At 58.4% G+C, this 23,441-nt stretch carries 21 protein-coding genes, 2 tRNA genes and 1 other RNA gene; 14 read left to right on the forward strand and 10 right to left on the reverse strand.

All coding sequences use genetic code 11. From position 1 onward, the window contains the following. Positions 1-390: 390 nt before the first annotated feature. A complete protein-coding gene (locus AOZ07_RS08110; RefSeq protein WP_236995298.1) occupies positions 391-777 on the forward strand; it encodes a VOC family protein in 387 nt (128 codons plus the stop codon). Between the two features lie 43 nt (positions 778-820). Here AOZ07_RS08110 and AOZ07_RS08115 read toward each other — a convergent pair whose 3' ends face one another. Next, the gene (locus AOZ07_RS08115; protein WP_075972450.1) at positions 821-1,654 is read right to left on the reverse strand and encodes a YaaA family protein; all 834 of its coding nucleotides are present in this window, start codon (positions 1,652-1,654) and stop codon (positions 821-823) included. Between the two features lie 102 nt (positions 1,655-1,756). Here AOZ07_RS08115 and rnpB point away from each other — a divergent pair. From rnpB to AOZ07_RS08130, 3 genes are all read left to right on the forward strand, one after another. Continuing rightward, positions 1,757-2,111: RNase P RNA component class A (rnpB, locus tag AOZ07_RS08120), an RNA gene on the forward strand. 198 nt (positions 2,112-2,309) lie between these two features. Further along, complete coding sequence (locus tag AOZ07_RS08125; protein ID WP_075972451.1) at positions 2,310-3,767, forward strand: glyceraldehyde-3-phosphate dehydrogenase; 1,458 nt, start codon at positions 2,310-2,312, stop codon at positions 3,765-3,767. Between the two features lie 167 nt (positions 3,768-3,934). Next, positions 3,935-4,981 carry a winged helix DNA-binding domain-containing protein gene (locus AOZ07_RS08130; protein ID WP_194943841.1) on the forward strand — a complete coding sequence of 349 codons (1,047 nt, stop codon included), beginning with the start codon at positions 3,935-3,937 and terminating at the stop codon, positions 4,979-4,981. 12 nt (positions 4,982-4,993) lie between these two features. Here the strand turns inward: AOZ07_RS08130 and def are convergent, their stop codons facing one another. Beyond that, positions 4,994-5,566, reverse strand: a complete 573-nt coding sequence (gene def / locus AOZ07_RS08135) for a peptide deformylase (RefSeq protein WP_060701538.1) — start codon at positions 5,564-5,566, stop codon at positions 4,994-4,996. Between the two features lie 24 nt (positions 5,567-5,590). Beyond that, positions 5,591-6,739, reverse strand: coding sequence for an acyl-CoA dehydrogenase family protein (locus tag AOZ07_RS08140; protein ID WP_060701539.1), 1,149 nt, complete (start codon positions 6,737-6,739; stop codon positions 5,591-5,593). 700 nt (positions 6,740-7,439) lie between these two features. On the opposite strand from AOZ07_RS08140, the gene AOZ07_RS18775 reads away from it, so the two are divergent. Further along, the gene (locus AOZ07_RS18775) at positions 7,440-7,943 is read left to right on the forward strand and encodes a DUF2306 domain-containing protein (protein ID WP_075972589.1); all 504 of its coding nucleotides are present in this window, start codon (positions 7,440-7,442) and stop codon (positions 7,941-7,943) included. A gap of 85 nt (positions 7,944-8,028) precedes the next feature. Here the strand turns inward: AOZ07_RS18775 and AOZ07_RS08150 are convergent. The 3 genes from AOZ07_RS08150 to orn form a co-directional block, all read right to left on the reverse strand. After that, positions 8,029-8,104, reverse strand: a tRNA-His gene (locus AOZ07_RS08150). Between the two features lie 402 nt (positions 8,105-8,506). Beyond that, positions 8,507-8,582: transfer RNA gene (locus AOZ07_RS08155), tRNA-His, on the reverse strand. A 162-nt stretch (positions 8,583-8,744) separates the two neighbouring features. Further along, complete coding sequence (gene orn, locus AOZ07_RS08160) at positions 8,745-9,353, reverse strand: oligoribonuclease (RefSeq protein WP_075972452.1); 609 nt, start codon at positions 9,351-9,353, stop codon at positions 8,745-8,747. A gap of 212 nt (positions 9,354-9,565) precedes the next feature. Here orn and mptB (AOZ07_RS08165) point away from each other — a divergent pair, with 212 nt between their 5' ends. The 7 genes from mptB (AOZ07_RS08165) (at position 9,566) to AOZ07_RS08195 (ending at position 18,100) form a co-directional block, all read left to right on the forward strand. Continuing rightward, positions 9,566-11,092 carry a polyprenol phosphomannose-dependent alpha 1,6 mannosyltransferase MptB gene (gene mptB, locus AOZ07_RS08165; RefSeq protein WP_060701542.1) on the forward strand — a complete coding sequence of 509 codons (1,527 nt, stop codon included), beginning with the start codon at positions 9,566-9,568 and terminating at the stop codon, positions 11,090-11,092. Then, a complete protein-coding gene (gene mptB / locus AOZ07_RS08170) occupies positions 11,092-12,606 on the forward strand; it encodes a polyprenol phosphomannose-dependent alpha 1,6 mannosyltransferase MptB (RefSeq protein WP_060701543.1) in 1,515 nt (504 codons plus the stop codon). The genes mptB (AOZ07_RS08165) and mptB (AOZ07_RS08170) overlap by 1 nt, the downstream gene beginning before the upstream one ends. A 57-nt stretch (positions 12,607-12,663) precedes the next feature. Next, positions 12,664-13,782, forward strand: a complete 1,119-nt coding sequence (locus AOZ07_RS08175; protein ID WP_084793183.1) for a VanZ family protein — start codon at positions 12,664-12,666, stop codon at positions 13,780-13,782. Positions 13,783-13,898: 116 nt separating this feature from the next. Further along, entirely contained in the window at positions 13,899-14,678 is a 780-nt protein-coding gene (locus AOZ07_RS08180; RefSeq protein ID WP_060701545.1) for a DUF2637 domain-containing protein, read from the forward strand. A gap of 84 nt (positions 14,679-14,762) precedes the next feature. Then, positions 14,763-15,860 (forward strand): GTP pyrophosphokinase, encoded by a 1,098-nt coding sequence (locus AOZ07_RS08185; protein WP_060701546.1) that lies wholly within the window; start codon positions 14,763-14,765, stop codon positions 15,858-15,860. 133 nt (positions 15,861-15,993) lie between these two features. Next, positions 15,994-17,595 carry an ABC-F family ATP-binding cassette domain-containing protein gene (locus AOZ07_RS08190; protein WP_060701547.1) on the forward strand — a complete coding sequence of 534 codons (1,602 nt, stop codon included), beginning with the start codon at positions 15,994-15,996 and terminating at the stop codon, positions 17,593-17,595. Between the two features lie 67 nt (positions 17,596-17,662). Then, positions 17,663-18,100 (forward strand): hypothetical protein, encoded by a 438-nt coding sequence (locus AOZ07_RS08195; protein ID WP_194943842.1) that lies wholly within the window; start codon positions 17,663-17,665, stop codon positions 18,098-18,100. 20 nt (positions 18,101-18,120) lie between these two features. Here the strand turns inward: AOZ07_RS08195 and AOZ07_RS08200 are convergent, their stop codons facing one another. From AOZ07_RS08200 to AOZ07_RS08210, 3 genes are read right to left on the reverse strand one after another with little or no spacing between them, the layout of a single operon-like run. After that, positions 18,121-19,026 (reverse strand): SURF1 family cytochrome oxidase biogenesis protein, encoded by a 906-nt coding sequence (locus AOZ07_RS08200; protein WP_060701549.1) that lies wholly within the window; start codon positions 19,024-19,026, stop codon positions 18,121-18,123. Further along, a complete protein-coding gene (locus tag AOZ07_RS08205; protein WP_060701550.1) occupies positions 19,027-19,272 on the reverse strand; it encodes a hypothetical protein in 246 nt (81 codons plus the stop codon). Continuing rightward, on the reverse strand, positions 19,272-19,709 hold the full coding sequence (locus tag AOZ07_RS08210; RefSeq protein WP_060701551.1) for a DUF3099 domain-containing protein: 438 nt from the start codon (positions 19,707-19,709) through the stop codon (positions 19,272-19,274). Before AOZ07_RS08210 ends, AOZ07_RS08205 begins: the two co-directional genes overlap by 1 nt. Positions 19,710-19,884: 175 nt before the next feature. Here AOZ07_RS08210 and fabG point away from each other — a divergent pair, with 175 nt between their 5' ends. Together fabG and AOZ07_RS08220 are read left to right on the forward strand one after the other, a co-directional pair. After that, positions 19,885-20,607: a beta-ketoacyl-ACP reductase gene (gene fabG, locus AOZ07_RS08215; protein ID WP_060701552.1), complete on the forward strand. Its 723-nt coding sequence runs from the start codon at positions 19,885-19,887 to the stop codon at positions 20,605-20,607. A gap of 70 nt (positions 20,608-20,677) precedes the next feature. Continuing rightward, complete coding sequence (locus AOZ07_RS08220; protein ID WP_060701553.1) at positions 20,678-21,427, forward strand: SDR family oxidoreductase; 750 nt, start codon at positions 20,678-20,680, stop codon at positions 21,425-21,427. Between the two features lie 162 nt (positions 21,428-21,589). Here AOZ07_RS08220 and AOZ07_RS08225 read toward each other — a convergent pair whose 3' ends face one another. Further along, entirely contained in the window at positions 21,590-23,332 is a 1,743-nt protein-coding gene (locus tag AOZ07_RS08225) for a VanW family protein (protein WP_060701554.1), read from the reverse strand. Positions 23,333-23,441 lie beyond the last annotated feature (109 nt).

The raw sequence follows: 23,441 nt of genomic DNA on the forward strand, positions 1-23,441 counted from the left end.
ATGCGTAAACTGTCGAAACCTTGTGATTAGCTGGAAGCCTACGATTGACTTTCTATGGGGGAAAATTGAACGAGGCAGGATCCGATTTTGGGCGTGCTGCTATGGGAGGATTTCAGGGCTTCTGCCCGGAATGCGGAGCGGTAAGTACCATTTTTGACAGTGAATCACAGGCGGAAGACTTCGAATACTCGCATCGTGCAAAGCATGAGAACGATTAGCCTGGTTTGACTGACCGGCATTGCGTGCCAGACGCCAAGGCATCGGCGGATCAACCCCTGGTTGACTGCCCGGCGATAGCGATCGATTGGTTGTACCGGTCGCAGCACTAATGCCGTGGCATCATTAGCCACTAGACGGACTACTTGGTTGGGCAGGGACATGCTGCATCATTTGGAAATCTGGGTCGACGATTTAGCAACTAGTACGGCATCGCTGGGCTGGCTGCTGACGCGACTTGGCTATCGCATCCAATCCCAATGGGACAACGGCATAAGCTATCAGCACGGCAGCCATTACATCGTTTTGGAATCCGGGCCGGATGTCCGGCATGAACTTCATGATCGGCGCTTGCCGGGGTTGAACCACTTGGCTTTTAGCCTGCCGAGCGCACAGCTCGTTGAAACTGTTGCAGCTGATGCCCTGACCCATGGATTCACCATGATGTTTGCGGATAAGCATCCGCATGCCGGCGGCCCCGATCACTACGCGGCCTATTTAGAGGATCAAGCCGGCTTCGAAGTGGAACTAGTCGCAGCACCGGCCCCAGGGGAAAACTAGAAGGCCTAGCGGAATCTCCCGGAAGCGGCCAGAGTCTGCTGGGCTATTTGGCGGTGGTGAACTGGTGGTCCTCGGGCAGCAAGATGTTCAGCGCTCGTCCCTTCTTGTCCTCAACGAGGGACGCCTCCCACCTGGATCTAATCAGCTGGACCAGCTCATCAGCAGTCGCCGGCTCGGTCTCTTGCTGAACCAGGAACCGGGCAACTTCGCCGCGGGTGTGCTTGGCAAAATGGGAAACGACTTTCGGCACGCCGTTGCGCAACTGGAAAACATTAATGGCAATGCTGTTGCCGTTACTTGGCTTGTAGGCTGCGGCATAAGTGCTGGAGCGGGCATCAATGACCAGCTGGTCTGCAGCGGCTTCATCCAGAATCGCGGCGAGCCGCTTTTTCCACCAGCTGGCGAGCTTGCCCAGGGGCTCCAATTTCACGGACATGGACAGCCGATATGGGGGAATGCGGTCGGCAAAGCGCACCGCACCCCATAGCGCGGAAATCACGACGATGCTCTGATCAGCGCGCCGTTGCGCTTCAGGGCTGAGCGTCGAATAGCCCAGCGCTTCGAAGAGCACGCCGGAATAGATGTCGTGGGCCTTGGCGGCAGGTTCTATGTGCAAATTGATATTGCGGGCGACTTCGTTCGCCAAGGAAGCGCCAACACCCAAGACGTCCATGGCATCCGCCCGGCCTGAAACCTCTGCCAAGGCTCCGAGCACTTGATGGCGATCATCGCTCAGTTCAGGAAACGAGAGGTCGGCAAGGTCGAACGGGGAACCTTCAGCATGAGCGGTTTTACCTTCTGAAGGTGGCAACAAAATAAGCACGCCTTCCAGCTTATCCGAGGACAGCGAGGATTCCCGGTTGATGAATAAGGGCACGACCTGACCCTTTGGCCAGGCGGCATTTGGCTTCGCCTGTGTCGAAGGGCTCGCAGCTGCTGTTAGCTGGGGCGAACTGCCGGGGCTAGAATGGTTAACGAATGGGATGGCCAGACGGTCGCGTGGCAAGTTATTGCCCCGAGGAACGTCCGGGCTCCACAGAACAGGGTGGTGGGTAACGCCCACTCGGGGCAACCCGCAGGCTAGTGCCACAGAAAATAGACCGCCAGGCTTCCTGGTAAGGGTGAAACGGTGGTGTAAGAGACCACCAGCGTTCCGGGTGACCGGAATGGCTCGGTAAACCCCACTCGGAGCAAGGTCAGACAGACTGCGTTATGAGGGCTGTTCGCCCCATGCAGTCGGGTGGACCGCTAGAGGCTGCCGGCAACGGCAGTCGTAGATAGATGACCGTCCCGCTTCGGCGCGACAAAACCCGGCGTATCGGCCATCCCATTCATTCCCTCCAGCCTTTCTGGTGAGAAGTTTCACAGTGACTCGTGCCCTGAATTTTTCTTCGCCGTTTAGAATGGAAGGCGTACTTAGTACTTGCGAGGATGATCCTGTAGACCTCGTACCACCGCAAAAGCAATGGTGCTTCCCACGGTGCCAACCGACTTTATGGATCTGCGAGTCGGCTGAATTGGAAGGATTTTCTGTGACCCAGCAGTCTGTCGTTGCCCAGCAAGAATGGAGCGGGCGCGAAGAGCTCGCCGAGGCCATGATTCCACTGATCGGACGCCTGTACCGCAAGAACAATGTGGTGCCCTCCGTATATGGCCGCAAGCTGATCAACCAGTCCGCCATCGACATCATCAAGGCGCACCGCGTAGTACGCCGCATTGATGGCGAAGAGCTAAGCCTGAAGGCAACCAAAGCAATCCTCGACGAGATCGAGACGCTGAATGTTGGATCGGTATCCGTTGACCTTGGCCGTTTAAACAAGAAGTTCAAGGAATCCGGCTCTGTTGACCTGAACGCATTCCTGAGCAACGAACTTGGCGACAAAGTTGGCCAGTCGGGTGCTACTGATGCAGAACCAAAGGACGTCGTCCTCTACGGCTTTGGCCGCATTGGCCGCCTGCTCGCCCGCATCCTCATCGAACGCGGCGGCTACGGCCTGCGCCTTCGCGCCATCGTGGTCCGCAAGGGCTCGGACGATGACATCGTCAAGCGCGCTTCGCTGCTGCGCCGCGACTCGGTCCACGGCCGCTTCGAAGGATCGATCACCGTCGACGAGGAGAACAACACCATCCTCGCCAACGGCACCTTGATCAAGGTCATCTACTCGAATGACCCGACCACCGTCGACTACACCGCGCACGGCATCGACAACGCCATCGTCGTCGACAACACCGGCCGCTGGCGCGATGAGGCCGGCCTGTCCCAGCACCTGCAGGCCAAGGGCGTTGCCCGCGTTCTGCTGACCGCACCGGGCAAGGGCGACTTGAAGAACATCGTTCACGGCATCAACGATTCCTGGATCACCGCCGAGGACAAGATCGTTACCGCTGCCTCGTGCACCACCAACGCGATCACCCCAGTGCTCAAGGCGCTGAACGACAAGTTCGGCGTGAGCCATGGACACGTCGAGACCGTTCACTCGTTCACCAACGACCAGAACCTGATCGACAACTTCCACAAGGGCGAACGCCGCGGCCGCGCCGCCGCGCTGAACATGGTGATCACCGAAACCGGTGCTGCCAAGGCCGTGGCCAAGGCCCTGCCAGAGTTCGAAGGCAAGCTGACCGGCAACGCCATCCGCGTACCAACCCCGGATGTCTCCATGGCGATCTTGAACCTGAACCTGGAGAGCGAAACCACCAAGGAAGAGCTGAACGCCTACCTTCGCGAGACTTCGCTGACCTCGAACCTGCACAAGCAGATCGACTACATCGACTCTCCCGAGGTGGTTTCCACCGACTTCGTCGGCTCGCGCCGTGCCGGCATCGTCGACGGCCTGGCTACCATCGTCTCGGGCAAGAACGCTGTTGTCTACGTTTGGTACGACAACGAGTTCGGCTACTCCTGCCAGGTGGTGCGCGTGATCGAAACGATCGCCGGCACCCATCCGGTAGCAGTTCCAGCCCTGAAGGCTGAAGCAGTCACCGCCTAAGGCCGTATCGCCAAAACTTCGGGACCATGCCCGCGCACAGTGCGCAGGTGCATGGTCCCGAAGCCTTTTAACCAGCTATGGCTTCCTTGCGGCAAGATCCCGCCGGCACTGCGAAGAGCTCCTGGCTGTTACGCTCTGTACCAGGGACCATGGCGGAAGGCAGGCAGATGGAACGCGAAAGGCTCTTATCGGCCCGGATGGCCAGCCAAATGTTATCCGCGCCTGCCAGATCCACCCTGGAAGCCGCCGGGCACCTGATGGCTGCCCAGTCGCAAGACTTTATTGCTGGCCGCTATGCACTGGCCCAGCGCGTTGATCCGATGCCAAGCAGGGCACAGGTCGACCAGCTTTTTAATGACGGCCTGCTCGTGCGCTCATGGACCATGCGTGGAACCCTGCATTGCTGCCTGCCCCAAGACGCGCAATGGCTGGTGCAACTGGCCAAGGAACGCACCTTGCGTTCAGCTGCTGCCAGGCATCGAGAATTGCAGATTGATCCTGCGGCCATTGAACAGGCAGCCCGGATCATCCACTCCTATCTGGCGGAAGCCGGAGCGGCCAGCAGGACCGCGATTTTTGAGCAGCTGGAGCAACAAGGAATCGGCACGCGCAATCAGCGTGGCACGCACTTGCTGCTCGCATTGGTGCTGCACGGCTTGATTTGCCTCGGCCCGATTCCCGAAGGCGCCAAGCTGGCAGCCCAGGACTTCGTGCTCGCAGAGCAATGGATCAGCAAGCATCATGTTCCCGATAGCCCGATGCAGGAATTGCTGTTGCGCTACCTGGGTTCCCATGCTCCTGCGACCTTGCGTGATGCCGCCTGGTATGCCGGGCAAACGCTGACAACCATTCGCGCGGCGGCCGCGGAACTGGGTCGGGAACTGGTCAGCGTGGGAAAGAACGAGCGCGGCGAGGACTTTTTCGTGGTCCAGGGCTCAGCAGCCCATCAAGCCTGCGAATCATCAGGCGCCCCGCAACTTCCCACTCGCTTGCTCGGACCCTTTGACGAGTACTATCTCTCCTGGGCCGATCGCGGCCTGGTGGCCGATGAATCGATGCAGAAGCAGATCACGCCAGGGAAGAATGGAATGTTCAACGCCTTCTGGCTTGAACAAGGCAGGGCCCGTGGCCTATGGAATGCAAATATAGCGCCGACCGATGCTCTCGGTGCGGCGCTACATCAGCGGTATATCGACTTCAGGACTACTGCATAGGCAGCAGGAAGGCTAATGGCCGAAAGGATCCTCATCGGTCCCGGGCAGCCAGGTGTTCCCTGGTACGCCCCAGCCCAGTGCCTTTTTGGCTTTCTTCCAACGCTTATCCCAGCGCGGCTGCAGCTTGTCTACATACAGAAAGCCATCAAGGTGGTCGTATTCGTGCTGCATGATGCGGGCGAACCAGTCGTGGGCTTCAAAAGCGATCGGCTGGCCAAATTCATCAAAGCCCTCCACCTTGGCGTATTCGGCACGCTTGAGCGGGTAGTTCAGCCCGGGTACGGACAGGCAGCCTTCGGACTCGTCATCAACGTCAGCTGGCGCCTGTGAAACCTTGGAGAGGGTCAGCTTGGGGTTGATGATCACGCCGCGTTCAGGAGCGGAGTCCTGGTCGGCATAGACGTAGGTGAAAAGGCGTAGACCGATGCCAATCTGCGGAGCGGCCAGTCCCACGCCGTGTGCTTCGTCCATGGTCACATGCATATCTGCAACGAGCTGGCGAAGTTCGTCGTCGAATTCGGTGACTTCCACCGCGCGACGATGTAGAACAGGTTCTCCGTAAACTGTGATCTGCCGGATAGGCACGTGATCAGGTCCTTTCAAAAGTGCTTAAAGTGCTCGTCCAATAGTTTCACGCATGATCTCGCTTGTGCCACCAAAAATGGTCAGCAGGCGGGCCGCGGTGAATGACTGGGCAATGGGGTACTCCATGATGTAGCCGTAGCCACCATGGATCTGCAGGGCCTTATCGGATAGCTTTTTTGCGCTCTCACTAGCCCAAAGCTTTACTTCGGCGGCTTCATGCGCGTCCAATTCGCCGTCGTTGAACGCCAGTACTGCTTGATCAACAAAAGCCTGAGTGACATGGGACTCAGTTTTCAGATTAGCCAATTCGAACCTGGTGTTCTGGTACTGGGTCAACGCCTGTCCAAAGGTCGAGCGGTTCTTCGCATGCTCCAGGGCCTGCTCGAAGGACGCAGTGCAGATGGCGGCTGCTGCCACGGCGATAGCCAGGCGAGCCTGTGGCAACTGCTCCTTGACGTAGCGAAGCCCCTGGCCGATCTCGCCAATGCGGTCAGCATCAGATACCCGGACCTCATCAAAGAACAACTCGGCAGTATCCGAAGCGCGCAGACCCATCTTGTCGAATGGATTGCCATTGGTGTAGCCCTCAGAGCGCTCCACCATGAACAGGGAGAAGGAATCCTCGGACGCGCGACTGCTCTGGCCGTCGGTGCGGGCAAGGACCAGGGCGGCATCGCCGAAGGCTCCGTTGCCGATGAAAGTCTTCTGGCCGCTCAGCAGCCAATCTTCGCCATCTGGCACCGCCTTGGTGCGCACCGCGCGCAGATCGGACCCAGCCCCTGGCTCCGTGAAGGCGCAGGAAGTAATCGTGGAGCCATCAACCATGCGAGGCAGCCACTTGGCCTTGAGCTCCGCAGAGCCGTAGGCCAGCAGGTATGGAAGCACGAGATCGTCGTGCAAGTGGAAGGCCAACGCGACGGCCAGGTGGCCAGCACGCACAAACTCCTCGTCCATGACCACGCGGAAGCGGTAGTCATCAATGCCCATGCCGCCGAATTCCTCGGGAACTGCCAAGCCCAGCAAGCCATTCTCGCCGGCTGATTGCCATACCTCGCGAGGAATCTGGTGGTCCTTCTCCCACTGGGCGTATTTGCCAGAGACTTCACGGGTGTTGAACTCCGTAGCCAGCTCACGGAACTGCTCGTGGTCCTCTTCAAAAAGCGCGCGTTTCACAGGGGAGTACCTTTCAGTGGATAGGACGCAGGCAATCAACTCAGAGACTTGCCAAAGTACAAGTTCCATTATGGTTGTTTGCACGAATTCATGGCTAATAGAATCGCTAACCCACGTGCGCAAGTCGCCAAATAACGCCAGATGTCTCGAAAAATACGGGGTTAGACCCAAAAGCACCACGCATTCGAACACAGTTTCGAATGCTGTCTGCAGGTTTCTGAAATATGACTTAACCCGCAGGAAAGAGCCAACGAGCCAGCTGTGAAATCGATGCAAGCCTGCGCTCGCCGAACAGCGGAGTGATGCCAACCTGCCCAGGTGGCGGGCTTGAATCACGGCGTGGCCTAAAGGTAGAACGCCGGGGGAGCTAAGGGCCTGGACAATTTCTTTCATGTCCAGCGCGGCTAAGCGCTCACGGGTAATGACAGCGGACATCTGGCCACTGGTACTGGGTGTAGACCTCGGTGCAACCAGAGTGAGACGGGCAGATAACCACAACGGTTTTCGCGACTTCATTTATGCCAATGACGCAATGCGACCAACATGCGCTGTTGGGACGGCCCGGCGCTCGCCGAAGGTTGCCATGACAGTGCGCCAGCTGTACCTGTTGCTGGCGAAGCGACGGGGCTGTGCATTCAGCGGGCCATGGGATTGTGCTGCCAAGGGTGCGCGTCGAACCGATCGGAATTACATTAAGGCCATGGAGAACATCATTATTGCTGTTCATGCGATTTCAGCCAGTCTCGTCATTCTGCTGGCTCCGGTCAATATTCTTCGTAGGAGCAAGGACATCCGCCACCGGGTGATCGGCCGCACGTGGGTTATATCCATGTATTTTGTCTGTGTGAGCGGGATGTTCATCTATACCATTAGCGGGGGATTCACGATTTTCCATGCGCTGGCAATTTTTACTTTTGGAACAACAACTCTCGGAGTGGTGAATATTCGGCGGGGCAATATTCCTGGGCATGTCGGAAACATGATTGGTTCGTGGATCGGTGCCATGGTCGCCGGCGCTTTTGCTGTTTTCGCACCCGGTCGGATGATTCCGACTCTTTATGTCGATGAGCCGTCGTTGCTCTGGGGCGCAATCGGAATTGTCGTTGCCCTTGCAACCATGTGGGTGCTTTACGTCTTGCTGATGCTTCGGAAGGGGGAGCGGGGCCGAACCTCGGGCGGGGGCACGACGACAGGGCGGGTTTGACCTGCGATTTTTGGGTGCGGTGCGATAGCCAGGGCAAGCAAAAGGCTCGATTCAAAACCGGAGTTCTGAATCGAGCCTTTTGATCTGGGGTGAGTAACGGGGTTTGAACCCGCGACCTTCTGGACCACAACCAGACGCTCTACCGACTGAGCTATACCCACCATGTTTACTTCGATACTAGTCAGAAGCCTTAGGGCTAAAAGTCGTGTATCTGGCAACGAGAAATACTATACACGCAATTGTGTGCTGAATACCAATCAGGAATGGCGGATCGGGGTGCATGTGACCAGCGGCTCAATTAATGAATTGTCCAATGGGGATTTCCCCAGGGCGCATCGAATTTTTGGTTATCCGACATCGATGCAAAGTTTTTTGAATGAAAGCGTTTGGACCCGACTGCATCGTCTGGATTTTGTTGATCCGCTTCCCGCAAGGTGCCTCCGACGCGGTAACTGCGCGTGTGTCGCCTAGGTCTATTCTCGGACGGAATCTGTTGGCGAAGGCTCGGGGAAAGCAAAGAAGGCCTGACTCGAAACCGGAGTTTCGAATCAAGCCTTCTGACCTGGGGTGAGTAACGGGGTTTGAACCCGCGACCTTCTGGACCACAACCAGACGCTCTACCGACTGAGCTATACCCACCATGTTTGCTTCGATACTAGTCAGAACGCTTTTGAGTCCTGGATCAGTATCTGGCAACGAGAAATACTATACACATAATTCTCGGCTGTATGCCAATTGGAAGCTCCTGAAGGTGCTGTGCAGTGCGTCACCTGCACCCCAGGAGCCCAATCGCGGCTGCTGCTAGCTGTTCGGGGCAATCCTGGAAGCGATCAACCGTGCTTCTTCCACGGTGGGGCCAGGTGTTGGAACCATGATGGATTCGCGGTAGTAGCGAAGTTCGTCAATGGAATCCTGGATGTCGCCCAGCGCCCTGTGGTTGCCGGTTTTCACCGGGGCTTCGAAGTGGGCAGCCGGGTACCAGCGTCGGCTGAGCTCTTTCAGTGTGGAGACGTCGATGATTCGGTAGTGCAGGTGCTCGATGACCTCTGGCATGTCCCGTGCCAGGAAGTTCTTATCGGTGCCCACCGAGTTGCCGCCGAGCAAGGCCTTCTTGGCCTCGGGCACATGCTGCTTGATGTAGTCGAGGACGATGCGCTGGGCTTCGTCCATGGTGATGCCCTGCTCAAGCTCGGGGAGCAGGCCGCTGACTGTATGCATGTTGCGCACAAAGTCGTCCATCTGGGCCAACGCCGCGGGTTCGGGCTTGATGACTACCTGGATTCCTTCATCAACGACCACCAGCTCTGAATCGGTGATCAGCACTGCTACCTCGATCAATGCGTCGTTGACCAGATCCAGGCCGGTCATCTCGCAGTCGATCCATACAATTTTTTCTGAATTACTAGCCACATGACCAATCTACACGCGCTGGCAGGCTGTGGGGCAGCGCACGGCGTGATTGCGCGCTTGGAAACAGTGTCCTGCCCGCTTTGAGAGGCGGTGCGATGCTAAAATCGTCTGAGATTCCCGGCCGTTGAATCACCTGTTCGCATGGCGAATCCCGATGCGTGGTTGGCCAAGTTTTACCAGATTTTTTGTCCGCTACAGCACGAGGTGTCAATGTGTCAGCCAGCAACGTAGAAGCAGTGCGCTCCCAGCCCGAGGCTGGCATTAACAGGACGCTGCTCAGCGGCGTCATTGGCGCATCGCTGCTACTTTTTGGCTCATTCGGAACCGGGTGGCTCGCCAGCGTATCACCGCTTAACCGCGATCCATTTTTCATCATGCTGCGCACCGAAGCCGCCGGTGTCATCACTTGCGTCATCCTGCTGGCCATTGGGTGCTGGCTGCTTTTCCGCTCGTGGTGGCGGCTTGGCCAAAAACTGCGCGACTGGGGTGAAGGTTCCCTTAAGATCATTCGCCGGGCGGTCTGGCTATGGAGCATACCGATGTTTGTCGCGCTGCCGATCATGAGCCGCGACGTCTTCGCCTATATCGGACAAGGGCGTTTGGTCGACGCAGGGCAGGATCCTTACGTCGATGGGATTTCCAGCCTGAACAACTGGTTCCAGCTGGGCACCGACACCATGTGGGCCCAGGATGGCACCCCCTACGGGCCCTTGTACTTGTCCATCGAATACCTGGTGGTCAACATTGTTGGCGGTTCGACCGATGCCGCGATTCTCGCCTTCAGGGCGATCGCGTTCATCGGGGTATTGCTCTGCCTGCACTTTGTGCCGAAGCTGGCCGAACTGCATTCTGTTCCGGGAGCAAAAGCTGCGTGGATGACCGTTGCGAATCCGCTGTTCCTGGTGAATTTTGTTGCCAGCGCCCACAACGACGCGCTGATGACCGGCCTGTCCGTGTGGGCGGTTTATCTTGCGTGCAAGCGGCATGGATTCTGGGCGATTGTTGTCCTGGCTGCTTCCATTGGCGTCAAGCCCATCACCCTGGTCCTGCTGCCGTTCATCGGCCTGCTCTGGGCCGGGCCGAATGCCACGTGGCCCCGCCGCATCCTGTATTGGTTCTACTCGGGCATGATCTTCCTGGCCCTCATGACCGCTGTCGGGTGGCTCAACGGATACTGGTTCGGCTGGCTGGATGTCATGCTCAACTACACCGGGGCCGGCTTCTCGATCTTTGCCCCGCTGGGCCTGATGACCGTCGCCATTTCAAGCATCTTCCAATCCTTCGGATGGGAATCGGACGGCGTGCTATCGGTCATCAAGACCGCGGGACGGCTTATCGGCGTACTGATGGCGATCGTGCTGATGTTCCGAGGCAAATATTCCCATCTGGTGCAGCGCATGGCCATCGCGTTCTCCGCGATCGTTGTCCTCTCGCCGGTGATCCAGCCCTGGTACTTGCTGTGGCTCCTGCCGTTCTTCGCCGCCACGGGCCTGCGCGATGACTGGCAAATGCTATGGCTCCACCTGACCACGATCTTCTTCCTGGCCTATCAGGCAGCCGACCAGATCTTCGTTTGGCAGTTCCTCCAAGATTCCCTGGTGCCGCGTGTCCAGATGATTTCGTGGGGCATTTCGATTGCTTGCGCCGTCTACCTGGTCTTCTTCGATCCAAAAACCAAGACCATCTGCCCTGACCTTCTGAGCTCCACCAACTGGTTGAAGAAGCCGAAGAAGGCCTAGTGGCGGTGTTGGCAATTAACCGGATGCTCTTGGGGGAGAGCCTGCGCTCACTGGGATGGCAGGGATTTGCCGCCTCGGCGATGATCACCGTGGCTTCCTGGGGGATTGGTTGGTTCCCGCGCAACCAGCTTTCCCCGCTGGCCCGCAGCGGGTTCTTCATCGAATTCCGGACCGATGCCAGCGGCGTCATCACGTGCATTATCTTGATGGCGTTGGGCATGGTGTGGTTGACCCGAACGTGGATTGTCACCAGGCCACGCGTGCAAGGTGCCATGGGTGTCACCCACAAGGAACTGGGACGGCTGTTGGGCATGTGGGCAGCTCCGTTGATGTTCAGCTTTCCGATTCTCAGCCGCGATGTGTATTCCTATCTTGCCCAAGGGAGGATGCTGCACGCAGACAAATCACCGTATGCCGAGGGCATCTCGGCCCTGCCGGGCTGGTTTGATGGAGGCTCCGACGGCCTCTGGGCGCAATCGCCTTCGCCATATGGCCCGTTCTTCCTGGTGCTGGCCCGCATCATCTTTTTCGCCTCCAATGGCATTCCAGAAATCGGCGTGGGGCTGTTGCGCGTTGTCGCAATGCTCGGCGTGATTGGCTGCTTTCACTTCACGGCAAAACTTGCCAATAAAATGGGCCAGAACCCGACCTGGGCCAACTGGGCCATCGTGGGCAACCCGCTGTTCCTGCTGACCATGATTGGTGGCGTTCACAATGACGCGCTGATGATTGCCGGAGTTTTCTGCGCCATGGCCTACGCCTACGATCGCCGGCCCGTAGCCTCGACATTGGCGTTGTCGATTGCCATTTCGGTCAAGCCGATCGTATTGCTTGTTCTGCCGTTCCTTGGCTTGATTATTCTCGGCAAGAACCCATCGAAGCGTGCCCGCTGGTCCATGTGGGCCAAAGTACTTGTACTCACTCTGATTTGGCTGAGCATCGTTGGAGCACTGACCAACCTGTGGTTTGGCTGGCTGCCTGCGATGTTCAGCGCTGGAAGCGCTGCGTTTCCATATGCTCCGGTGGGGTTGATCGGGTGGAGCGTGAGTAACCTGGCGGGAATTCTCGGGGGAGACATCGGATTCGTCAATGGCTTGGTGGTGGCGGCGTTCCAGGCGCTGGCGCTGATCATTGTTGCGCGGCTGGCGTTGTCCAAAGACATCTCGAATCCGGTGCGATTGGCCGCCTGGTCGCTGTCGGCCGTGGTTCTTCTCGCGCCAATAATTCAGCCGTGGTACATCTTGTGGCTGATGGCATTATTCGTGATTTCACATCGAGTGTCCTGGTCTTCGGAAAAATTGATGATCTACGTCTCCAGCCTCATTCTGGTGGCGGTATTTGTCGACCAGCTTTCCATCGAGCAATGGCACTCGGCGTGGATGATGCGCTCCTTCGCCGGAGCATTGGCGGTCCTGCTGTTTGCCGGCCTGTTCCGCTTTGATGCCAAAACCCGGCGCATTCTTGCAGGCCCGGCCGGGCCAGCCGGATCTTCGCATCAAGGCAAAATGCCATAGCCAAGATCACATGGCCCAGCACAGGTTCTTCCTCGAACCGTCGGCTTAGATAGAACTATGCAAACGATGATTTGGCCTGCGGCCATAGCAGTTCTCGGTGCCGCCCTGTTTCTCGGTGCTGCGGGAGTCTTCCTGCTGGCCGTGCAATACCGGCGCCACGGCCGGGTGTCTTGGCGCCGCACCATCACCACAGCTATGGCGGCAATCTACGGGTTCGGCTTGTTTAGTTACACCATGCTGCCGTTGCCCGCGACCCGCCAAGCGGCTTGCTACAGCGGGATGGGGATCACCCAAACGGATCCCGGACATTTCCTGTATGAATTCAGGGCAGCGATCGCTGAATTGGGGCTTCGCGGATTCGCTACGAGCTTCGTGCTGTGGCAAATTTTGTTCAATATCATCTTGTTCATGCCGCTGGGCATCCTGGCCGTGCGCTGGTTGCGCGGGAACGTCTTCACCGGCATGGTGCTGGGCTTTGCCGCTTCGCTGGCGATCGAGCTTACCCAGTACACCGGAATTTGGGGCCTGTACAACTGCGCCTACCGGGTAGCCGATGTCGACGACCTGATCATGAATACCGCGGGGGCGCTTCTTGGTGCCATCCTTGCGTACCTGCCCATCTTCAGTTTCCTCACCGGTCCCAAGGAAGGCGATGCACGCTACGCGGCTCCTCGCAGGGTTACCCGTGCCCGGCGGGCATTGGCCAACGTCTTTGACGCGGCCATCACCACTGGGGCCGTCTTTGCGATCACCGGTGCCCTGTCGCTGGTCGAAAGACTGGGCGGGCCAGCCACCAATGAACGCTTGATGAATTTCTGGATTCCGCTGGTGGTCGTGTTCTTCGTCTTTCTGCTTCCCAGCATGAGCCCAGGCCGGGCCTCGCTGGGACAGCGCTGCGCGTGGTTGATGGTTGCTGGCCCCGGCTCTGTCCCCGCCTCGGCGCCTCGGGCGCTGATCCGCAGCATCCTTGGATTTGGCGGAATCACTTTCCTGTTCCAAATTTCCACGAGCCTCACGGATGTCAGCCCATACCCGATTTTGAACATGCTGGTCACCGCCTATATCGCGGTGAGCGTGGTCTTCTTCCTCGCTGATTCCCATCACCGCGGGCTGGCCGGGAAGGCTACCAGAACCGGTTTTATTGATCGCCGGGCCATGTCAATCAGAGAGCATTAGCACTAATCATTAGGGGCTAAAATAGAATCTGGTGGCTTTGGACCTATGCGCTGGGGTCATCACACTCGCCTTCGACGACACATCCGAATACTGAGAAGTTAGGTCTGCCCAGCAGCATGGAAGAAAATAAGCTTGAGGTCCCGAACGAACCGCACAAGGCAGTCCTAGGCACGGCCGTCGGCGCGACGGTCCTGATCGCCATCGGCGCATTCGTGCTCTCTTTCGCCGCACTTACCGACTTGGCCGAGCGCTCGGGCATCAGCCCGCGGCTGGCCTGGATCTGGCCAATCATCATCGACGGCATGATCGTCGCCGCCACGGTGGCCATCGTCGCCTTGAACGGATTCAACCGCAAGGCCATGATCTACCCTTGGTCGCTGTTGTTCTTCGGCGCCATTGTTTCCACCGCTGCGAACTCCACGCACGCCATCTTGACCGTTGACTCGATCGAGAACGGCGTGCCCGCCCTGGTTTCGGCCCTCGTCGCCGCGATGCCGCCAATTGTTCTTTTGGCCATTACCCACTTGACCGTGCACATGTACCAGAAGAAGTCTGAAGCCGCCAAGCTCCGTGCCGAACTTGAGTACGACGAAGAGCAGGAAAATGCCCAGAAGTATGGCGTGGCCTACGACGATGGCTATAGCGCCGCGTTGAACGACGCCAAAACCGCTGAAGACGAGCGCATGGCCGAGATCGAGCAGGAACATCAGGATGCCTTGGCCCGTGCTCGCGCCGAAGGTATCGCCAGCGCACGCGCGGATGCCAAGGTCACCCCGATCAAGCAGAATGGCCAGAAGGCCAAGACTGCTGCCGAGCCGGTGGCCGAGCAGAAGAAGGCCACTGACGACAAGGCTCCGCTGTTTGACGACATGGCCAAGCGCCTGAGCCGTCCGTAGTTTCTTCCAGGATCAACCCGGCCGGCGCAACACGGAGCATGAGGACTGCAAAGCAACAAGCAATTCAGTAACGAGGAGGCAGTTATGACGGAACCCCAGCGTGAGCCAAGGGACGATGAGTTCTCCGAGCACATCGAGAACTCCGTTGAACAGTACAAGTCTGTCACCGGCGAGCTGAATACCGTCATGTCTGCCATGAAAGCGAAGATCCGCAGGCTCTTTGCGCAAAGCGAAGTCCAGCCCTTGTTCATCACCGGACGGGTCAAATCTGCGCAGTCCTTCCGTGCAAAGGCTTCGCGCCGGTTGCAGGAAACGAGCGAGAGCGCTCCGGTGCTCGAATTCCCCAACCCGCTGCGCGAAATCCACGACATGGTCGGCATCCGCATCATCGTGATGCTGCCTCATGAAATCCAGCAGGTTGCAAGCCTGATCAAATCCCACCGGGACTCCTTCGACTGCCGCAGCGATCGCGAGAAGGATATCGGTTCAGTCGAGTCGGGGACCTACGGGTACTCTTCAAGGCACCTGCTTCTCAAAACCCGCAGCGAACCAACCGTGCGGAAATTCCAGGAAGCCCTGGGAAAGCCGGTGGTTGCCAGCGGAAACTTCGTCTTTGAAGTCCAGATCCGCACGGTGCTCCAGCACGCTTGGAGCGAGATGGAACACGACATCCGCTTCAAGCATCCCGGCGAAGCCGCCTGGAACCCGCAGATTGACCGGCACTTCACCGCCACCGCGGCCATGCTTGAAACGGTTGAAGACTACTTCACCGATATCAATGAGCTGTACCACCGGCTCAACGGCTACCACGACCAGCAGGGTGCCGGAGCCGAGCCGTTGTCAGGCGAAAAGATTGGTGAAATCTGGCAGACCCTGTTGCCGCACGTTGACCGCAAACGCGACGACGATTGGTCTTGGGCCTCCGAACTGCTCGATGCGCACGAAATCAACCAGACCTGGCAATTGGCGCAGTTGCTGGACGCCAACGTGGTCACCGACGTTCGCGCGGCATTGGACCACCGCTATTCGCCGGGCCCAGACCGCCTGCTGGACGACGTCCTGCTGTGGCGTTTTGGCAAGGAGCACATCGACAAGACCAGCGGAGGGGACCTTCGCCGAGAAGGTTCGCTGCGCCGCCGGTTGATTCAAATGAAGGACTACCGCTCCCAACCAGGGCAGTAGCCGATCAAAAATGCGCGCTGGACTGTTAGTTTATGCACTTTCCGCCAGTGCCTGGGCCTTTGGCCGGTAGACTAGTTAAGTTGCCCAATTAATGGGCATAGATTTGTGCCACCGCGTGAAAGGTCCACACCATATGATTTCCGTAGCCAACCTTGAGCTACGCGTCGGCGCCCGCTTGCTGATGGACGAAGTGAACTTCCGCATCGACAAGGGCGACAAGATCGGACTGGTGGGACGCAACGGTGCCGGCAAGACGACGATGACCAAGGTCCTCGCCGGCGAGACCCAGCCAACCAGCGGAGATGTGACCCACAAGGGCTCCATCGGCTACCTGCCCCAGGATCCGAAAACCCCGGATATGGAGCAGCTGGCCCGAGACCGCATTCTCGGCGCCCGCGGCTTGGACGTTGTCCTGGGCAAGCTGGCCCAGAACCGCGATGAAATGGCCAGCGACGACCCTGCCGTTTCGGCCAAGGCCATGCGCCGCTATGACCGGCTGGAAGCAGAATTCATTGCTGCCGGCGGCTACGCCGCGGAGTCTGAAGCCGCGGCCATTTGCGCCAACCTGGACTTGCCGGACCGCATTCTGGATCAGCCGCTGCGCACCCTTTCCGGTGGCCAGCGCCGCCGTGTGGAATTGGCCCGGATTCTCTACTCGGACGCTGAAACCCTGCTGCTCGACGAGCCGACCAACCACTTGGACGTCGACTCGATCAACTGGCTGCGTGACTTCATCAAGAACTACCCGGGCGGTGTGCTGATGATCAGCCACGACACCGGCTTGATGGAAGAAACCGTCAACAAGGTCCTGAACCTTGATGCCAACCGCGGTGTTGTTGATGTCTACAACATGAACTGGAAGCGCTACAAGATCCAGCGTGAAACCGATGAGCGTGCCCGCAAGCGCGAGCGTGCCAACATCGAAAAGAAGGCCTCCGTGCTGCTGACCCAGGCAACCCGCATGAAGGCTCGTGCCTCGGGTGCCTCGGCGGCACAGTCCATGCTCAAGCGTGTTGACCGCATGCTCTCGGGCCTGCAGGAAGAGCGCGCTTCGGACAAGGTCGCGGCCCTGCGCTTCCCGGATCCGGCTCCCTGCGGCAAGACCCCGTTGATGGCCGAAGGATTGTCCAAGGCCTATGGCTCGCTGGAGATCTTCAACGACGTGTCGCTGGCTATCGACCGTGGTTCCAAGGTCGTCATCCTGGGCCTGAACGGTGCCGGCAAGACCACCTTGCTGCGCATGCTCGCGGGCGTGGCCGAGCCCGATACCGGAAAGATCGTTCCCGGCCATGGCTTGAAGATCGGCTACTTCGCCCAGGAGCACGACACCCTGGATCCCGAGGCCACGGTGCTGGAAAATATGCGCCGCAATGCCCCGGATCACCTCAACGACGCCGATGTGCGCTCGATCCTCGGTTCGTTCCTGTTTGTTGGCGATGACGTCTCCAAGCCCGCCGGGGTGCTCTCCGGTGGCGAGAAGACCCGCCTGGCACTGGCAACTATCGTGGCATCCAGCGCCAACGTGCTGCTGCTCGATGAGCCTACCAACAACCTGGACCCAGCCTCGCGCGCGGAAGTGCTTGGCGCTTTGTCGACCTTCCCAGGCGCCGTGGTAATGGTCAGCCACGATGAAGGCGCTGTGATGTCCTTGAAGCCAGAGCGCGTCGTGATCCTGCCCGATGGCGACGAGGACTTGTTCAACGAAGACTACCTTGAGCTCGTGTCGCTGACCTAGGCCTAGCAGCCCAACAAGAAAACTCATAGGCTTGGCATGACACCGCTAGAAGGGGTTGTGCCAAGCCATGAGTTTATCTGGAAGCCGAATGGATGTTCTCGCCGCAGGCCTTTTGCTGGCCACGCTTGCAGCCTCTGGATGCGTGCAGAAAACATCCGATGCGGTGAACGCGCAATGGAGCCTGATGGATTCCTCGGCGGTGACCTCCAAGAGCACAAGCCTTGATCTCGGGGTGATGCGCATTGCCTGCGGTTCAGGGGTGACTGGTGGGATTACCGGTGCCCAAATTGACTACAGCGAAGAAAATATCACCATCGGCATGGTGGTGGAACCGCTGAATGGCGAACCTCAAACCTGCCAGTCCAATGAAACAGTTCCCTACACGCTGGAGCTCGAAGAGCCGGTAGGGCAGCGCACGCTGATTGATGCTTCCTGCGCTGCGGCGGATGCTCCCCAGGATGAAACTGGGGGTTGCGGCCAGGAGGGCATTCGCTGGGCGCCATGAGCCCGGACTCATAGAGCCGATTAGCGAAGATCGCTGGGTGCTTCTGGCGCCTCATCAAGCATTGCATCTTCGATGGCTTCATCGGTCAAGGAACCGTCGCGCCGGAACTTCTTTTCCGCTTTGGCCCGCACCTTGCGCACCTTGTGCACCGGTTCGTCAAAGCCCAACGCACGTGCTTCAGCCAGCTCCGCTGCGTCCTCTGCGTTCAACTTCTTCTGCTGCCTGGCGGCATACCAGAAACCGACAAAAGCGAGCACTCCGAACGCGTACCACTGGAATTCGTAGGAGAGGTGGGGACCCTCGTCCATATCCGGCGCATCCAGCGGCTGAGGCGTGACGGACGGGGCAGGATCTTCCTGGTACATGATGCCGTACGCGCCCTGGGCGATGCCATAGTCGACCTGCTGCGCATAATCCTCTAGCTGGATTGATGCGATCTGCCCTTCTGGGGCGCCTCGGTCCAAGCGCACTTCACCAGGCTTCAGCCGAGCGAGCACCGTCACTTCTCCCGAAGGCGGTGCCGGGATGGAGTCGGGGTGGCCGCTCTGCTCATCGCCAATAGGCAGGTAGCCGCGGTCAATGATGACAACTTCGCCCTGCGTGGTCTTGAAGGGCACCAGCACTTCGTAGCCCGGGCGTCCAGCCTTGATGCGATTCCTCACGATCAGGGTATCGCCGGGCAGGTAGCTTCCGGTGAGCTTGGCCGTCATCCAGGTTTTCTCTTCGGGAAGCTGGTTGAATTTCTCGAGAGCCTGCCTGCCTGAGACCGGGTCGGCGAAATAATTGCGGTTAACCCGTTCAATGCCCGTGAGGACCTGCTCCCTGCGGTTGGCCTGCCAGTTGCCCAGGCTTACGCAGGCTGTGGCGAAAATGGCTACCAAAATCAACCAGCCCACCCAGCGGGTGCTTGCTAGAAACCGGTACATTTACTCGGTGCCTCCAGTAGTTCCTGGCAATGGCAGGGTTTGCCGGTAGAGCAGGCGCTCTTTCAGGTACGTCTCCAGCCAGTCCAGATGCTCAGGGCAAGCCAGCCAGATTTTGCGGCGTTCGGGGGTGTGGATTTTTGGGTTGTTCCAAAGCAGCTGGTGCTCGGCACGGTTGCGGCAGCCCTTGCGCGAGCACTGGACCTCGGTGCTGGCTTGTGGCTGTCCCAGTGAACCTAATAAATCCACTAGTCCTCCTTGGGTGGGTTGCTTGGCTGATCAGCAAAGGTGCCGTCAATGACTTCAGCTTCCATTTCCGACGGTTCTGCGGATGCCGGTGGAGCTGGCAGCTGCCCGGGTTCAGGGTCCGTGTAAAACTCGGCTGGCGGCTCGCGCTTGGTCAAATCCGCGCCGCCGTTGGCAACGACCACAGCGATATACGGCAGGATGACGGCGCCAGCGATAAATACCCAGCGAAGCCAACCGTCAAAGAAGAACGCGAGAATGAAGCAGATCATTCGGACAGTCATCGAAATCGTGTATTTGCGCACACGGCTATCGCGCTCGGAAGTATGCGATTCCCGGGCTTCAGTGATGCGGTGAACTTCAGGTTCACGCGAATCGTGATTCGTGGGTTGAGATGACATGTAGAAGACTTCGCTTTGCTGTACAGAAACTGCTTCCATTGTCTCACTTGTGGCACCGAGAGTGTAATTTCTACGCGCTGTCGAAGCGGTAAAACTGGGCAGTAACTAATAGGATTGATCACGGAGAAGCTACTTAACTAGGCAAAGTGCGTTTGTCGAGGCCTCAGTCACACGATTTGTCGTGCTCGCGCCAACGCATGAATGGAGAAATACATTGACTACGGAACCAACCACTGGCCGCAGCGTCCTCGTTACCGGCGGCAACCGCGGCATCGGCCTTGCCATTGCCCGTGCCTTCGAGGCCAACGGCGACAAGGTAGCCATCACCTACCGCAGCGGCGAGGTTCCCGCCGGCCTGCTGGGCGTTAAGGCAGACGTCACCGACAGCGCCTCCATCGATGAGGCTTTCAAAGAGGTCGAAGCGGCCCACGGCCCGGTTGAAGTACTGGTCGCTAACGCAGGTGTCACCAAGGACACCTTGCTGCTGCGCATGAGCGAAGACGACTTCACCTCGGTGATCGATACCAACCTCACCGGCGCCTTCCGCGTCATCAAGCGAGCCACCAAGGGCATGATGCGACTGAAGCGGGGCCGCGTTGTCCTGATCTCTTCGGTGGTTGGCCTCTACGGCTCCCCGGGGCAGATCAACTATGCCGCATCCAAGGCCGGCCTGGTGGGCATCGCCCGTTCGCTGACCCGCGAGCTTGGCTCGCGTGGCATTACGGCCAACGTGGTGGCGCCAGGCTTCATCAACACGGAGATGACCGCCGTGCTGCCTGAAGAAACCCAGAAGGACTACCTGTCTAATATCCCGGCCAACCGCTTCGCCGAGCCTGAAGAGGTTGCCAACGTGGTTCGCTGGATCGCCAGCGATGAGGCAGCCTACATTTCGGGCGCCGTGATTCCTGTCGATGGCGGCCTGGGAATGGGCCACTAACGAGCTTTCCTGCAGCAAGGAATGCTGCACGAGATTCAATTTTCCCTAAGATCCAAGGAGAACATTCAAGATGAGCGAATTTAAAGGTGCCGTAGTTACCGGTTCCTCCCGTGGCATTGGCGCGGTTACCGCGCAGCTGCTGGCTGAACAGGGCATCGGTGTTGTGGTGAATTACCGTGCCAAGGCACCGCGTGCTAACAAGATCGTTGCCGCTATCGAGGAAAAGGGCGGCAAGGCAGTAGCCGTTGGCGCCGATTTGACCACCCCGGAAGGTCCGGCGGCCTTGGTTGATGCAGCCGTGGAGAACTTCGGATCCCTGGACGTAGTTGTTCTGAATGCTTCCGGCGGCATGGAAACCTCGATGGGTGAGAACTACGCCCTGCGCCTGAATCGGGACGCCCAGGTGGCCATGCTGGAAGCAGCATTGCCAAAAATGTCTGATGGCGGACGCGTGGTCTTCGTGACCAGCCACCAGGCACACTTCATCAACGAAGTTTCCACCATGGACGCCTATGACGCGGTGGCGAAGTCCAAGCGTGCCGGTGAAGATGCACTGCGCGAAATGATCCCCCAGCTGGCCGAAAAGAACATCAGCTTTGTTGTCGTCTCCGGCGACATGATCGAGGGAACCATTACCGCTACGTTGTTGAACCGCATGGAGCCAGGTGCCATTGATGCCCGCCGCGAGGCCGCTGGCAAGCTCTACTCCGTTGAGGAATTCGGCGCCGAAGTAGCCAAGATGGTATTTGCCGACGTCGAGACCGGCTACACCGAGCTGGTCGGTGGCGCAGGAGACTTCCTGAAGCAGTCCGGCAAGTAGTCCAGGCCTGATTCGTCAGCAACACCAAACAGCTGGTGCCTTCCTCCCGTTCAGGGAGCTGGGCACCAGCTGTTTTTGGCACCAGCAGTTTTTGCGTGGTGATTAAAGTTCAATGCCGGGCACCTTCCATGGAAGATGCCCGGCATTGGCTAATCTGAACTGCTATGGCTTTTCGCCGCACACGATCTTGTGCCAAGGGCTGTAGGTCCAGCTCTTGGTCTCGGCGGGGAGCTTCTTTGAACCGTCGAAGGTTTCGCGGTAGCGAGTGATATCGATGGTGAAGCCCTTCTTGCCACCGGACTCGGGCACGCACTTCTCGGCAGTATTGTATTTGGTCTCGGGGTCCGTCTGGTTGTACTTTCCAGAGCTCTTCTGCGACACATCCCAGTACTTGGTCGACCACAGTCGAGTGTGTACGGCATCGTCTGATACCCATGCCTGCACCAGCACGCCGTATGGGGTGTTGTTCTCCCAGATCATATCGATCTGACCTTCCCACAGGGTGGCTTCGCGACCGGCTGGATAGCGGTCGAACCAGCGGGAGTGCGGCTTATGGGTAATGTCGTCGTAGCCGGCCAGGAACCCGACGTTGTACATCATCGTGGAAATCTGCGAGAGCCCTCCGCCGACTGCTTCGGCGCTGAAGCCGTTCTCAACAACGCCGGAGCTGAAGTATCCGTTGGCCACGGTAATCGGGCCCAGGGTATCAAGCAGCGAGAACCGTTCTCCGGGCTTCACCACGACGCCGGTGACGCGTGCCGCGCCAGCCTTGAGGTTCTTGGTGCGCACGGTGTCCGACGCAGGATAGGGGGTCGAGAAATCGACGATTGGTTCCTTGATGCCCAGCTTCTTTGCCTCGGCAGTGGTGAAATCCGCTTCCTTTTCAGTCATCTTGACTTCGGCAGTGCGGTTCTCGGTCGCGCTGGCGGCAAGCACCTTGGCGCCTAGGCCTTCCGTTTCCAGCGAGATGCCCTTGGTTGACGCCTGGATGGAAGGCTTTCCGCCCTTCAGGACGATCTTTGCGTCTTTCGCGGTGCTGGAGAGATCTGAATTGCTGGTGGCAGCTTTATACAGCTTTTTGTCGTCGAGGGTGAGGGCTGGAGCCCCATCCTTCGGCGCGTAGGACGCAGCTGCCGCAATCGATGCTGGGGAGAGGTTGGCCTTCTTGTCCCCGGAAACAAGTTCCACGTCGCCCTTGAGCAAAGACTTCACTTGATCGTCGTAGAACTTCTGCAACGTATCCGATGAAATCTGCGGCTTGACTACTTCTGCGGGCAGCTCAATCGGGGGACCGGCAATCGACCAGTCTTCACTGAATTTTTCGATGGCAGCTTCGTTGTCCAAGACCACCCCGTCGACAGGCTTGGAAAGCTTTGCCGCACCATCGGCAAATTCGATTTTGCCTTCGGTGACCTCAGCGTTGGCCTTTTTCGCCAAAGCCTCAATCTGTTCGGACAGCTTCTGCTGGTCAACATTCAATTCCGGGATGACTTCATAGTCACCAGCCAGGCGCTCGTAGAGCTTCACCGGATTGACGACATAGGAAGTCAAGTCCTTGACCGTGCCGTCGACGTTGAGGCTCAGCCCTGCTTTGGCAGGGTCAACAGTGTAGTCCTTGCCATTAATCTTGACTTCGATGGGCTCCTGCGCCAAGGGCGAGACCACACGCTCGATTTCCGCACGCGCCTCGTCGCTGTTCATCGAGCCGATATTGACGCCGGCAATGGTGGCGTTGGCTGGAACTTGCGAGCTGACAAAAGCAGCTGCGCCGAAGTACGCCGCGACTACGGCTACCGCACAAGAACCGCCAATGATCCAAGGCTTGGCCTTGCTCTTGGGCTTTTTCTTATTGTGCGAGGGATTCGTAGGCGTAGTGGGGGTACTGTCCTGAGGGGGGGTCTGCACTGGTTTTAGTGTTCTTTCGAAAAGCGTTAGGATTTAGCCGCTTGGTCGAGGCATCTACCACAGGCCATTGGGGCGTCTAGTGAAAATACTAACCGCTGGAACAACCGAT

It is taken from the genome of Glutamicibacter halophytocola, assembly GCF_001302565.1.
Classification (GTDB): Bacteria; Actinomycetota; Actinomycetes; order Actinomycetales; family Micrococcaceae; genus Glutamicibacter; species Glutamicibacter halophytocola.